At 66.8% G+C, this 12964-nt stretch carries 11 protein-coding genes; 7 read left to right on the top strand and 4 right to left on the bottom strand.

The window, feature by feature from the left end:
* Positions 1–13 precede the first annotated feature (13 nt).
* Both ACIQF4_RS10365 and ACIQF4_RS10360 read left to right on the top strand, forming a co-directional pair.
* On the top strand, positions 14–1147 hold the full coding sequence (locus tag ACIQF4_RS10365; RefSeq protein ID WP_400516002.1) for a Gfo/Idh/MocA family protein: 1134 nt from the start codon (positions 14–16) through the stop codon (positions 1145–1147).
* Positions 1147–1893 (top strand): ThuA domain-containing protein, encoded by a 747-nt coding sequence (locus tag ACIQF4_RS10360; RefSeq protein WP_400516001.1) that lies wholly within the window; start codon positions 1147–1149, stop codon positions 1891–1893. Before ACIQF4_RS10365 ends, ACIQF4_RS10360 begins: the two co-directional genes overlap by 1 nt.
* A gap of 45 nt (positions 1894–1938) precedes the next feature.
* Here ACIQF4_RS10360 and ACIQF4_RS10355 read toward each other — a convergent pair whose 3' ends face one another.
* The 4 genes from ACIQF4_RS10355 to ACIQF4_RS10340 are packed head-to-tail and all read right to left on the bottom strand — an operon-like array spanning position 1939 to position 7831.
* The gene (locus ACIQF4_RS10355; protein WP_400516000.1) at positions 1939–3855 is read right to left on the bottom strand and encodes a DUF2264 domain-containing protein; all 1917 of its coding nucleotides are present in this window, start codon (positions 3853–3855) and stop codon (positions 1939–1941) included.
* Positions 3856–3900: 45 nt separating this feature from the next.
* Complete coding sequence (locus tag ACIQF4_RS10350) at positions 3901–4653, bottom strand: ThuA domain-containing protein (protein WP_400515999.1); 753 nt, start codon at positions 4651–4653, stop codon at positions 3901–3903.
* Entirely contained in the window at positions 4650–5798 is a 1149-nt protein-coding gene (locus tag ACIQF4_RS10345) for a LacI family DNA-binding transcriptional regulator (protein WP_400515998.1), read from the bottom strand. Before ACIQF4_RS10345 ends, ACIQF4_RS10350 begins: the two co-directional genes overlap by 4 nt.
* Positions 5795–7831, bottom strand: coding sequence for a heparinase (locus tag ACIQF4_RS10340; RefSeq protein ID WP_400515997.1), 2037 nt, complete (start codon positions 7829–7831; stop codon positions 5795–5797). The genes ACIQF4_RS10345 and ACIQF4_RS10340 overlap by 4 nt, the downstream gene beginning before the upstream one ends.
* Before the next feature lie 159 nt (positions 7832–7990).
* Here ACIQF4_RS10340 and ACIQF4_RS10335 point away from each other — a divergent pair, with 159 nt between their 5' ends.
* From ACIQF4_RS10335 to ACIQF4_RS10315, 5 genes are all read left to right on the top strand, one after another.
* A complete protein-coding gene (locus ACIQF4_RS10335; RefSeq protein ID WP_400515996.1) occupies positions 7991–9013 on the top strand; it encodes a hydroxyacid dehydrogenase in 1023 nt (340 codons plus the stop codon).
* A gap of 80 nt (positions 9014–9093) precedes the next feature.
* Positions 9094–10374 (top strand): ABC transporter substrate-binding protein, encoded by a 1281-nt coding sequence (locus tag ACIQF4_RS10330; RefSeq protein ID WP_400515995.1) that lies wholly within the window; start codon positions 9094–9096, stop codon positions 10372–10374.
* 9 nt (positions 10375–10383) lie between these two features.
* On the top strand, positions 10384–11319 hold the full coding sequence (locus ACIQF4_RS10325) for a carbohydrate ABC transporter permease (RefSeq protein ID WP_400515994.1): 936 nt from the start codon (positions 10384–10386) through the stop codon (positions 11317–11319).
* A complete protein-coding gene (locus ACIQF4_RS10320; protein ID WP_400515993.1) occupies positions 11319–12248 on the top strand; it encodes a carbohydrate ABC transporter permease in 930 nt (309 codons plus the stop codon). Before ACIQF4_RS10325 ends, ACIQF4_RS10320 begins: the two co-directional genes overlap by 1 nt.
* Positions 12245–12964, top strand: a complete 720-nt coding sequence (locus ACIQF4_RS10315; protein WP_400515992.1) for a hypothetical protein — start codon at positions 12245–12247, stop codon at positions 12962–12964. Before ACIQF4_RS10320 ends, ACIQF4_RS10315 begins: the two co-directional genes overlap by 4 nt.

Here is a 12964-nt window from a genome sequence, read left to right as displayed (position 1 = left end):
AAGGAAAAACCCAGTGAGTAACGAGCAGTCCCCCAGCCTGCAGGCTTCTGCCCTGCAAGAACCACACTCCAAGGAACTGAGGGTAGGCGTTGTCGGCATCGGCTGGGCCGGACAGCAGCACCTCATGGCCTACAACGCCCTGGAAGGTGTCCGAATCGTGGCGCTGGCGGGAATGGAGGAGGAACTCCGCAACTCGCTGCAGGCCGAATACTCCATTCCCAACGCGTTCGCCGACTGGAAAGACATGCTGGAGCACGGCGGGCTGGACGCGATCAGCGTGGCAGTGCCCACCTTCCTGCATGCGCCCATCGCCATCGCCGCCCTGGAACGGGGAATCCACGTGCTGAGCGAGAAGCCCATCGCACGCAACGCCGTCGAAGGCCAGGCCATGGTGGATGCCGCCCGCAAGGCGGGGCGCGTCCTGGACGTCGCCTTCAACCACCGCCGCCGCGGCGACATCAAGGCGCTCAAGGGTGTCATTGACGACGGCGGGCTGGGCCGGCCGTATTATGCCAAGGCCTCCTGGCTCCGCCGCTCCGGCATCCCCACGCTGGGCAGCTGGTTCACCAACCCGGAGCTCGCCGGCGGCGGACCGCTGGCGGACATCGGCGTCCACGCGCTGGACTACGCCCTGCACCTTCTCGGTGAGCCAAAGGTGGTGGCGGTCTCCGCCGCCACGCACTCGGAGCTGGGCCCCCAGGGGCGGGGCGGTGGAAGCAGGTACTCAGCGCAGGCCACCAGCCACGCATTCGAGGTTGAGGACTTCGCGTCGGCGTTCCTCCGGCTGGAGGGCGGCGGAACACTGGTGATCGAGGCCAGCTGGGCAACGTACCGGGAAACGGATGACCTCCTGGACTTCACCGTCTACGGCACCGACGGCGGAGCCGAGCTCAAGGTGCAGGGCGCGCCCTTCCCGCCCGTGGGCCAGCTGCGGGTCTTCACCGACAAGGAGGGCGAATCGGCGGACTATGTGCCGCCGGTGCTTCCGGGCCGCGCCCATGACGCAGTGGTGGAAGACTTCGTAACGGCAGTGCGCGGCGGCGAGCAGGCCTGGGGCGAGCACGACGGCTCCCTGGCGCTCTACCGGGCACAGATCATCGATGCGTGCTACCAGTCGGCACGCGAACAGAGGGAGGTTCGTCTCTAATGACCGACAAGCTGAGAATCCGCGTCTGGAACGAGGGCGTCCATGAGGCCATCAACGAGCCCTCGCACATCGGGGAGATCTACCCCGACGGCATCCACGGCGCCATCGCGGCAGGGCTTCGCTCCCATTACCCCGAGGCGGAAATCACGACGGCGGTGCTGGCCACCGACGACGAGCACGGCCTGGACGAGGAGGTGCTCGCGGAGACGGACGTCCTGCTCTGGTGGGGACACATGGCCCACCACGAGGTGAGTGACGCCGTCGTCGAACGCGTCCACCGGCATGTGCTCGGCGGGATGGGGCTCATCGTGCTCCACTCGGGGCACTTCGCCAAGGTCTTCACCAAGCTGCTGGGCACCACCTGCTCGCTGGCCTGGCGGAACGACGGCGAGCGCGAGCTTGTGTGGACCGTGAAGCCGTCACATCCCATTGCCGAAGGCGTGGACAGCCCCATTGTCATCCCCGAGCAGGAGATGTACGGGGAACTGTTCGACATTCCGGACCCGGACGACCTGATCTTCATCAGCTCGTTCGCAGGCGGCGAGGTGTTCCGTTCCGGCGTGACCTTCACCCGCGGCAAGGGACGCATCTTCTACTTCAGCCCGGGCGACCAGGAGTACCCGGTGTACCACCACCCGCAGATCCAGCGGGTCCTGGCCAACGGCGTGAAGTGGGCTGCCCAGCCGGAGCTGCACCGTGCCGTCCCGGAGGTCACCAACCCTGCGCGGAACTGGTTCGACACCTAGGAGTTTTTGTCCAGATACGCAGGCTTCCAAGGCCTTTAAGTCGTCTTATCTGGACAAAAACTCCATTGCCGCGGCGAGTGGAATGACGGTGCCGTCAGGGAAGCCGAATCCTTCGCCGGGGACAAGGCGGACGGCATAAGCTTCCACAGCGTCCTCCCCGGCGAGGACGACGACGGCGGCGTAGTCGCCGTCGCCAACGGCACCTGAGGTGCCAATCCAGGGGATAACAAGGCTCTCCCCCATGGGGTGCGGTGCGTCCCGTCGCCAGGTTCCGGCGTCGTCAAGGCGAGTGCCGAAACCGGGCACGGGACGTACCGCACTAGCCATGCCGGACGCCGCGTCCACCGGCCAGCCGCCGATCCGGAGCTTCGCCTCCTGGTCCTGGTCCGTGCCCCGCACCCGGACCAGCCGCAGCTCAGCGGCGCCCTGCGTCAGGGACACTACCGTCACCTCCGGTCCCGGGGTGGCCGTGCCGCCGACGCCGCTGCCGTGGTCCGGCCCGGCGTCGGGATCAACGGCAATCCAGTTCACGGTGCTGCGCGAGGTGCCCGCCAGCACGCCTCCGAGGTCCTGCTGCCCGAGGTACTCAAAGCCGGTCCGGTGCGTGATCCGCCCTGCACTGTCCACCAGGACCACGGCGTTGTCCAGGGACTGCGGCTCCAGGTCCGGGAAGGTGGCGGTGGAGTAGCCCAACCGGGCATAGAGCGGCGAGTCTGCCACTTTGACGCCGGCGTTGGCGTGGTCCGTGCCGTGGTTCCAGATCCGCACCACGCCGTCGGCCACCGTCCCGTCCACCTGCCAGCCCGGGGCCTGGATGAGGCGCCGGGTGTCTCCGGTTTCCACGGGCAGCGGTTCCTCAACGGCTGTCCAGACGCGGTGGTCCGCCGGCAACGCAAGGCCCAGCATGCCCTTGGCCGCCCAGTACGGTGAACCGGCGCCGGAGTAGGACTGCTTCATCCCCGGGAACTCGCCGTGCCAGCCGATGGAGAGCAGCCCGTCCCCGGTGATGGCGCCCCGGCGGACAAAGTAGTCCAGGATTCCCGACGCCGCCCGCCGCGTGACACCCGGACTCAGCCGCGTGTGACCGGACAGCTCACCGGTCCAGAACGGCGCGGCCGCGGCGAACCGGTAGATCAGGCTGCGGCCCTGGATCAGCGGGGCGCCGTTGGCCCCCACCAGATGGACGGCGTCGTCCAGGAAATCGGCCAGCCGCCCGCCGTCGAGCTTTGCCCGGGCCTTGACCCGCGGATCGCCGGGCGCCATCAGCTCCCACAGCTGCGGGTAGACCTGGAAGGCCCAGCCAACGTAATGGTCATAGGCCCGCTCGGTCCCGTCCGCGAACCAGCCGTGGCCCCGGTACAGGGAGTCGTGGATGGCCAGGCCGGCGTCGATGTCCTGGTCCGAGTACCTGCCGCCCACCGAGGCCAGGAAAGTCTCGACGACGATCTGGAACCACACCCAGTTGATGGGCGGGTATTCCTCCCCAATCACTGTCTCGAACCACGCGATGAGCTGCTCCTGGACCCGCTGCGGCAGCTTGTCCCACAGCATGTCCCGGGTAAGGGCGAGGCCAACGGCCAGGGACGCTGCCTCCACTTTCGCCTGGCCGAGCTCCCCCGGTGTGGGCCAGCGGTCCGGGTTGGAAGGGTTGGTGCCGGCATCGAGCCCCCTGGCATACCAGTCGGCGATCCACCCGGTGCCGCCAGGATCGCCAGCCATCCGGAAGGAGGCCAGCAGGAACGTCCGTGCGAACGCTTCCAGGGAATCACTGCGCGGGCCATAGGCGCTGTTGGCGCCAGGGAGGTGGAGGTTCGCGTGGTCCTCAGTGGCGTGCCGGTGTGCCGAGCGCAGCAAATAGTCCGCGTAGGCGCACCAATGCTCGCGGGTCAGGCCGGTGAACGGCGAGAGCTGCCGGTCCAGCGGGGGCAGGGTCAAGGAAACGGGAGGAGCTGTGGCGGGCATGGATTCCCCAGAGGTCAGGTGGTGGCGGGTCGGGCAAACAGGCGGTCAGCTGGTGAGCCAGGAAATGGCCCGCCCCAGCAGTTCCCGGTGTTCGGGCGATTCGTAGGAGGCGGCGTCGTGGCCCAGGGCGTCATATAACGTGCGGCCGGCGGAGCGTCCGTCCGATGGCTGGCGGAGCAGGGACCACATCAACGGGTGCTCAGTGCCTTCATGGGTGTGGGTGGCATGGACGGTGATGCGGGGCGAGGTTCGGAGAAAGCTATAGCGCTCATCGGGCAGCGTAAAGTCCTGCATTCCGTCAACAACGGGGCCGGACGCGGGCCGGATCCGGACGGTGGCCGGTCCGTAGTCGGGGTGCATGGAGGTTCCGCGGACCCAGCGTCCCCCGAGTCCGCCTTCCCATTCCGGGCAGTCCACGAAGCTCGTGGCGCTGGAGTGGCTCACCAGCATGGGCCGCCCCGAGCCGAGCCAGCAAACCAGCCCGGCGGTGGCACCAGGCGTTCCGGGAGACTGCTGCCCGTCGCGAGGCAGCCCCACGTTGACCACCAGGAGTTCCGGCAGGCCAGTTTCGGCGGTCCCGGCCAGTTCCTCCAGAGCGCAGTCCACGTCAGCGGGGATTACGACGTCGAACCCCGCCTCCCGCAGCAGGCTGGCCAGGGCGGCGGACGTCTCGGCGAAGGGATGCCACGGGTCCGCGTACCGGCCCACCCCGCTGAGCAGCAGGGCCTTCGGGGCGGCGGCAGTGTCTTGGCCGGCAGCCGCGGCCGCAGTGTCCGGTCCGGTGGGCGCGGCGGTCACTGCAGGACCTCCATCATGCCCGTTGCCGGGGCCTGCGGGGCGCCCACCGAGGACTCGCGCAGGATCAGTTCCGGGTTCAGTTCGATCCGGTGCACCGGACGCATCCGCCCTTCAGCCAGCCGTGCCGCCATAAGCTGCACCGCCACCTTGCCCACGTACTGCTTGGGTGGCCGCACCGCGGAGATGGCCGGCTCGGCGAGGTAGGCCACTTCGTCGTCGTACCCCACGATTGCGATATCCCCGGGCACCTGCAGCCCCTTGTCCACGCAGTGCTGCACGAACGCCACTGCCTGGGTATCGGAGTGGACCAGCATCGCGGTGGTCCCGGCGTTCCGGCACAGCTCCAGGACGTGGTCGAAGTGCGAGGCGCGCTCTCCGTTCTCCTGCTTCGCTGAATCCTCGTACACGGAGCCTTCCAGGGGAATCTTCAGTGCCGCCAGTGCCTGCTGCCAGCCCCGCACCACGTGCGGGCTGGTGGGGCTGGAGGAATCGGTGAGGCAGCCGATCCTTCGGTGCCCCTCCTGCCATAGGTGCCGGACGGCCATCCCGGCACCAAAGGCGTGGTCCGTGGCCACCCACTCCAGCCGGTGGGCGGGAATCTCGATCGGCGAGCGCCGCTCCGCGAGTACCACGGGGATGGGCAGGGCGTTGAGCCAGCGCAGCAGTTCCTGGCCCTGGTCCCCGGTCATGTCCGGCGCCACGATCAGCCCGTCGATGTTCTGTGTGTCCAGCAGGGCCTGCACCTGGCGGCGGTTGTCCGCGGCATCGTAGGCGGAACCCCGCACCAGGATGCGCAGGTTCTGCTCTTCGGCTTCCGCCCGCGCTCCGCTGATGACCTGCGGCCAGTAGTAGTCCAGCGACGGCACCACCATGCCGATGGAGTAGCTGTGCTGCGCCAGCCTGCCCGCCGCCGAACGGTCCAGCTTGCTGGGCAGCGTGGCCCCGCCGTGCACCCGGGACACCAGCCCCTCATCCGCAAGGATGTTGACGTCCCGGCGGATGGTCAACTCGCTGACTCCCAGTTTGGCCGCAATGCCGCGGACAGTAATGGCTCCGTGGGCGCGGAGTTCCTCCATCAGCCGTTCCCGGCGCTGCAGGGAAAACAGGGATTTCCCTGCAGGGTCAGCGGGTTGTTCCGGGCTCATGGCGTTACCTCCGCGGTGAGGGTGAATGCGCCGGCGGCGCGGGACTCTTCTGTCAAAGGCAGGCGGAACCGCAGCCGGGTCAGCTTGCCGCCCCAAACGCCGGCGAGGAGGGGGTCCTCCAGCGTCCAGTCGTCCACCAACACGACGGCGGAGGCCGGCTCCCAGCGCAGGGCAAGTCCCCTGCTGCCTCCTGCGCCGGGGATCCCCTCTGGAACCACTGAGGCATAGCCGTGCCCGCTGCTGACTGTGCCTGCCGCCAGGTAGGTGATGTCGACGTCGGACGTTCCGTTTCCTGCCGCCCCGTCAAGGTCCCAGCGGTCGGCCACGACGATCCTTGAGGCCTTGCGGTCCAGGGATGAGGTGCGGATCCACGCATCCGGCTGCAGCCCGTAAGCCGCGCCGAGGGCCAGCCCCAGGGAGGGCTCATCGGCCGTGGGTTCCGCAAGCACTCCGGCCGCGTACTCCGTGCCGGTGCCTTGTTCCAGTCCGAAGGGGGCGGGGACGCTGTGCCAGGCGCTCTGCATAGCGCGGATGCCGTAGCGGTCCGGTCCGAACGTCTTGGCGGTATAGGTGGGCTGGCCGGCATCAACCAGCAGGGGAACTCCGTCCACTGCGACAACTACGGAACCGACATCCCGGTGGTTGTGGTGTTCCCCGTTGTGCCCGCCTTTGGCTGCCAGGAGAAGGCCCCGGGACGTTCCGGCTGACTCACGGGCAACCATGATCTGGACGGACGGAAGGTAGGTGAAGGGAACCAGGGGCGGAGCGGGCGGGTCCGCCGGGCCCGCGCTGTGCACCCTTTCCGCCGTCCTTGTTCCCTTCGCCTTCTCCGCGCCGGTCTCTTCCAGACCGGCCAGCAGCGAATGAAGCACTCGTCCCAGCCCTGCTGAAGGCTCAAGTTGTGAGGCCATCATGGCCGCTGCGTGACGGGCGGCATCCTGGTCGCCAAGGCGTTCCGCCCAGCCATGGAGCATGTCCCAGGGCAGGGCGGCCGCTGCCTGCGCTGGACCGTCGGCCACGTTCAGGAACCAGTTGGCGCCGATGTGCATCCGGTGCGGAAAAGCCACCACTTCGCGGACCACGGGCAGGCCGGCGTCGAGCCTTCCCCCGGTGGCCTGCTCCAGCAGGGCCAGGCCCTCGAGCGCACGTCCGGCACCGTTCCACCAGTAGGCAAAGCCCTCGTCTATGGCACCGTCGGCAGGAAGGGAGGCGAGGAAACGGTCCAGGCCCTCGATGCACCGGGAAATTGTGCGCGCCTGGGTGTCGGGATCGTCCACCAGGAAAAGCGCCGTGGCTATGAGATTGGAGTGGATCCAGGGATTCCAGTTGTGGACGTCCCCGTCCAACCCCAGCCAATGCCAGTCCATCCGGTCCAGGAAGGGCCGGACAACGCGCCGGGCGGCCTCCCCTCGGATCCGCGTGCGCAGGCCCGGCGCCCTTTCGTCCAGCTGTCCGCCCAGGACGTGGTCAATCCACGCCAGTTGTGCTGCCACTTCACCGGCACCCAGGTCCAGGAAGGGACGGTCTGGGTCCGGCACCACTTCCCTGCTGCGGGCAAACACGTCGTCGTGGGCAGCCCAGCTCCAGGAGCTCTGCTCACAGAGGAGGTAGGCGCCGTCGATCACTTCATCCAGCCAGGGCGTCGGCCCGGCATCCGTCCCGGAAGCTGCTCCAGCGTGTCCTGACACCAGGGCCATCACCACGGCGCGGGTCAGCCGTTGCTGGCGGGCGGCCACCAGCCCCTCGTAGGCGGTGCGGTTTCCGTCGCGGAAGTACCGCGCATAGTGGGAGACCAGCGGCTGCGGCCACGGGTTTCCCCGCTCGTCGCAGGCCTGCTTCCGCAGCGGCTCAAGGACAGCGCTGTCCGCGGCAAGCCACCGGGGGCCACCTTCACGGGGCAACTGAAGCCGTGCCCGTGCGCCGTGCAGCAGGCTCACGAGCCCGGAGGCGCCGGCGGCGGAACCCCATGCGGTTGCGAGGGGTTGCGCGGCCCTGGCCGTGGGATGGGCCGCAGCGCGGAGGTGTGGCGTCATTCTTGAAAGCCTCAATGTTCGACTGTGAACGTTTCTGGATGAATACGATTAGCTTGGATGAACTGTCTTGTTTATGAGTATCTACTGATTGTTAGATGTGATGCAAGACATGGAATCAAGCCCGCTGCAGGGCACCGCCACGACCCGAAAGGAGGCCCCGTGTCCCGAAAACCCAAGGCGCTGCTGGTCATGAACCGCGGCACTTTTGCGGACCAGTTTGATGCCTCGCGGCTGGAGCGCCTCGCACACCTGGTGGATCTCGGCGTCCAGCCGTGGACCAATTCACTCGACGTCAGGGAACACCCCGGGCTGGCCCCGCGCCTTGCGGAGGTGGAAATCCTCCTCACCAGCTGGGGCGTCCCCCGCCTGGATGCCGCCGCGCTGGCACACATGCCGAGGCTCCGCGCAGTCTTCCACTGCGCCGGGACTGTCCGCAGCTTCGTCAGCCAGGAACTGTGGGACCGCGGCATCCTGGTGACCAACGGCGCCGACGCGAACGCCATACCGGTAGCCGAGTTCACCTTTGCCTCCATCGTCCTGGCCGGCAAAAAGGCCCAGGTGCTGTCCAACGATGCCCGGATCCACAGGGAGGACTGGAGCTACAGCTCCTTGCGCGGCGAGCTGGGCAACATCGGTCGGACCATCGGGGTCATCGGCTTTTCCCGCATTGGACGCAGGGTGGTCCAGCTGGTCCAGCAGCTCCAGGACGTCACATGCCTGGTGAGCGATCCCCATGCCGATCCTTCAGCCGTGGCCGCAGCAGGGGGGCGCCTGGTGTCCCTGCCGGAGCTCCTCGCGGCGTCGGACATCGTCACCGTGCACGCCCCGGCACTTCCGGAAACCCGGCATATGCTCGGGACAGCCGAACTGGCGGCGATGAAGGACCACGCCACCCTGATCAACACTGCCCGTGGTTCATTGGTGGACACCAGCGCGCTGGAAGCCGAATGCGCCACCGGCCGCATCCACGCGCTCCTTGACGTCACGGAACCCGAACCGCTGCCGGCAACGTCCGTCCTCTATGACCTTCCGAACGTGGTGATCACTCCGCACATCGCCGGTTCCCTGGGAACCGAAACCCGCAGGATGTCCGACGCCGCCCTGAACGACCTGGAACGGTACCTGACCGGACAGAAGCTGCTGGCGCAGGTGGTCCCTGACGACCTTTCCCTCAGCGCCTGAGCAGTCCGATATCCGGGCAACCGCAACCGCAAACCTCGCCGCAGCCGCGGCAAACCCGAATCCCTAGTAAGGAGAACGCAATGAAGCGCACAACCCTCGCCGCCATCGCCCTGGCAGTGACAGCAGGACTTGGCCTGACCGGCTGCGCCGGCGCCGCCGGTCCCGCGGAACCCCAAAGCCAGGACGGCAAAACCCGCCTGACGGTATCCGTGTGGAACTACGAAGGCACACCGGAATTCAAGGCCCTGTTTGACGGCTACGAGGCCGCAAACCCGGACGTGGACATCGAGCCGGTGGACATCCTCGCGGACGACTACCCGCAGAAGGTGACCACCATGCTGGCCGGCGGGGACACCACCGACGTCCTGACCATGAAGAACGTCATCGACTACGCCCGCTACGCCAACAACGGCCAGCTCCAGGAAATCAACGGTGTGGTGGACGCCGTAGGCAAGGACGACCTTGCCGGGCTGGACGCATTCGACATTGACGGCAAGTACTACGCGGCGCCGTACCGGCAGGACTTCTGGCTGCTCTACTACAACAAGGAGCTGCTCAAGGCAGCCGGCGTCGAAGAGCCCAAGGACCTGACCTGGGATGAGTACACCGCGCTGGCCCAGAAGCTCACCACCGAAGAGGGCGGGAAGAAGGTCTACGGCACCTACCACCACATCTGGCGCTCGGTTGTGCAGGCCATAGCGGCGGCACAGAACAACGGTGACCAGATCAGCGGCGAGTACAGCTTCTTCGAAGACCAGTACAACACCGCCCTGGAGCTGCAGAAGAGCGGTGCCACCCTGGACTTCGGAACGGCCAAGAGCCAGAAGACGAGCTACAGGACCATGTTCGAAACCGGCCAGGCCGCCATGATGCCCATGGGAACCTGGTACATCGCCGGTGTCCTGCAGGCCAAGAAGGACGGCAAGACCAGCGTGGACTGGGGCCTGGCCCCGCTGCCGCAGAAGGACTCCAACGGCAAGGTATCGACGTTCGGCTCGCCCACGGCTTTCGCCGTCAACAAGAACGCCGCGCATTCCGAGGAAGCCAAAAAGTTCATCGAATGGGCTGCCGGCGAAGAAGGCGCCAAGGCCATCTCCAAGATCGGCGTGGTCCCGGCCCTGCAGAACGATGCCGTGACGGACACCTACTTCCAGCTCGAGGGCCTGCCCACCGATGAACTGTCCAAGAAGGCGTTTTCCCCCGACGAAACCGCGCTGGAAATGCCGGTCAGCGACAAGTCTGCCGCCACGGACAAGATCCTCAACCAGGAGCACGACCTGATCATGGTGGGTGAGCGCTCCGTGGCCGACGGCATCACCGAGATGGGCAAGCGCGTCAAGAGCGAAGTCCTCGGTCAGTAACAGGCAGCCATGACTACTGAAACAGTTCCTTCCGTTGCCCCGGCTCCAGCACCTGTCCACAGCCGGGGCAACCGGAAGCAGGCGCGGCGCAACACCCTGATCGGCTGGACGTTCATCCTTCCGAACTTCCTGGGCTTCCTGGCCTTCACACTGATCCCCGTAACCGCAGCTTTCGCCCTTTCCTTCATGGAGTGGACCTCGTTCACGGCCCCCCGCTGGGTTGGACTGGAGAACTTCCAGCGCATGTTCCAGAGCGACACCTTCTGGGTGGCGCTGCGCAACACCGTGGTCTACGCCCTGGGGCACGTCCCCCTCACCATGGCCCTGGCCCTTCTCCTGGCCATGCTGCTGAACCGCAAACTGAAGGGGATCGGCTTCTTCCGGGTGGCCATCTTCTTCCCGTATATCACCTCGCTGGTGGCTGTGGCCGTCGTCTGGAACATGCTCTTCAGCCCGGACACAGGCCCCATCAACCAGTTCCTGAACTCGATCGGGATCGCGGAAACCCCCGGCTGGACGTCCAGCTCCGACTGGGCCATGCCAGCCGTGATCATCACCAGCGTCTGGCGGGACATGGGGTACTACATGGTCCTCTACCTGGCAGGCCTGCAGGCCATCCCCAGCGAGCTGTACGAGGCCGCGGAGGTGGACGGTGCCAGCGCATGGCAGCGTTTCTGGAACGTCACCATCCCGTCCCTGCGGCCCACCACCTTCTTTGTGGTGGTGATGCTGACAGTCTCCAGCTTCAAGGTGTTCGACCTGATCGTGGTCATGACAAACGGCGGGCCGGGACGCTCCACCACGGTGTTGTCCCAGCTCATCTACCAGGAGGGCATTGGCGAAGGGAAGTTCGGATACTCGTCCGCCATTTCGCTGGTGCTGTTCGTCATCGTCCTGACGGTCACCGTCCTGCAGTTCAAGATCCAACAGCGGAGGGAACGCTGATGACCAACATGGCCGAAGACCTCAAGGCCGAGGCGCCCTTCGCCGGGACGGGCCTGGCACCCGCGCCGGAAGACCGCCGTCGCACGCAGCGCAACTCCCCTCGGGAACGGAAGAAGCGCACTACGGACGCCGTCATCTACGGCGCGCTCGTGGTGCTGGTGGTGGCGCTGATGGTGCCGTTCATCTGGATGGTGTCCTCCTCGCTGAAAGAGAACAACCAGGTCCTCACAGTGCCCATCCAGTGGATCCCTACGGAGTTCGTCTGGAGCAACTACACGGACATCTGGACCCGGATCCCCATGATGGGGTACCTGCAGAACTCGCTGTACCTCGCGGTGATCATCACGTGCCTGCAGGTCCTCACCGGTTCACTGGCCGCCTACGGCTTCTCCAAGGTGCGCTTCCCGGGACGGGACGTGCTGTTCCTCGCGTACATCGGCACCATTGCCGTGCCGTGGCAGGCCTACATGGTGCCGCAGTACATCATGATGCAGAACCTGGGCCTGACCAACAGCTTCAACGCCCTGATCCTGCTGCAGGCCTTCGGCGCGTTCGGCGTGTTCCTGATGCGGCAGTACTACATGACCATTCCGGATGAACTCTGCGAGGCCGCCCGGATCGACGGCCTGAGCGAGTATGGCATCTGGGCGCGGGTCATCCTGCCGCTGTCCAAACCGGCGCTGGCCAGCCTGGCGCTGCTGACGTTCGTGAACACCTGGAACGACTACATGGGCCCGTTCATCTACCTGACGTCCAACCGGCTTTGGACCGTCCAGCTGGGCCTGCGCTCCTTCGTGGGCCAGTTCGACGCCGAGTACGCCATGATCATGACCGGCTCCGTCATCTCGGTGATCCCCATCCTGGCCATCTTCCTGGTGGGCCAGCGCTACTTCATCCAGGGCATCGCCACGAGCGGCATGAAAGGATGACCACCGTGGCGCAGCACCCAACCCCCTCCCGGCGCGGCCTGGCCGGACGCCTTCCCAGCCCCGGATTTGAAACCTTCGGCGGCATCTTCGGCTTCATCTACACCTTCCTGGCCGGGAACGTCCTGCTGGCCCTGGCCAACGCGCCGCTGGTGCTGTGCCTGGCCCTGGTGGCGGACCCCATTGCCGCCTGGCCGTTCTTCCTTGCGTTGTCGGTGACCGTTCCGCCGTCCCTCGCGGGCCTGTTTGCCTCCTTCCAGTCACTAAACGACGACGGCGCCACAGCCAGGCCGGTCGCCTCCTTCCTCCGGGGCTACTACGGGGGCTTCCGGCAGGCCGCCCCGCTGGGGCTGGCCGCCGTGGCGGTGCTGCTGTTCCTCGGCGTGGACCTGGCTATCACCAGTTCCATGCCGGCAGCGGCCGTGCTGGTACCCATCATCGTGGTGGCCGCCGCCGTCACCGTGGCCGTCACCGTAACGGCGAGCGCCGGCGTGGTGCTCTTTCCCGAAGCCAGACTCAGGGGCCTGCTCAAGGCAGCCCTCTACCTGTGCGTGCAGCGCTGGTACCTGAGCATTGCCGCGCTTGTCCTGCTGGGCATCATCGCCTCCGCCGCGCTGCTGCAGCCGGTGCTTGGTGTGGCCCTGGCGCCGGCCCCTCTGCTGTTCGTGGTGTGGAGCAACTCGGCCTACGCCTTCCACGCAGCACTCCGCACCCCCTAG

It is taken from the genome of Pseudarthrobacter sp. NPDC092202, assembly GCF_044755505.1.
GTDB lineage: Bacteria > Actinomycetota > Actinomycetes > Actinomycetales > Micrococcaceae > Arthrobacter.
The sequence above is the reverse complement of the archived record's forward strand: the minus strand, read 5'-3'. Positions and strand labels throughout refer to the sequence as shown.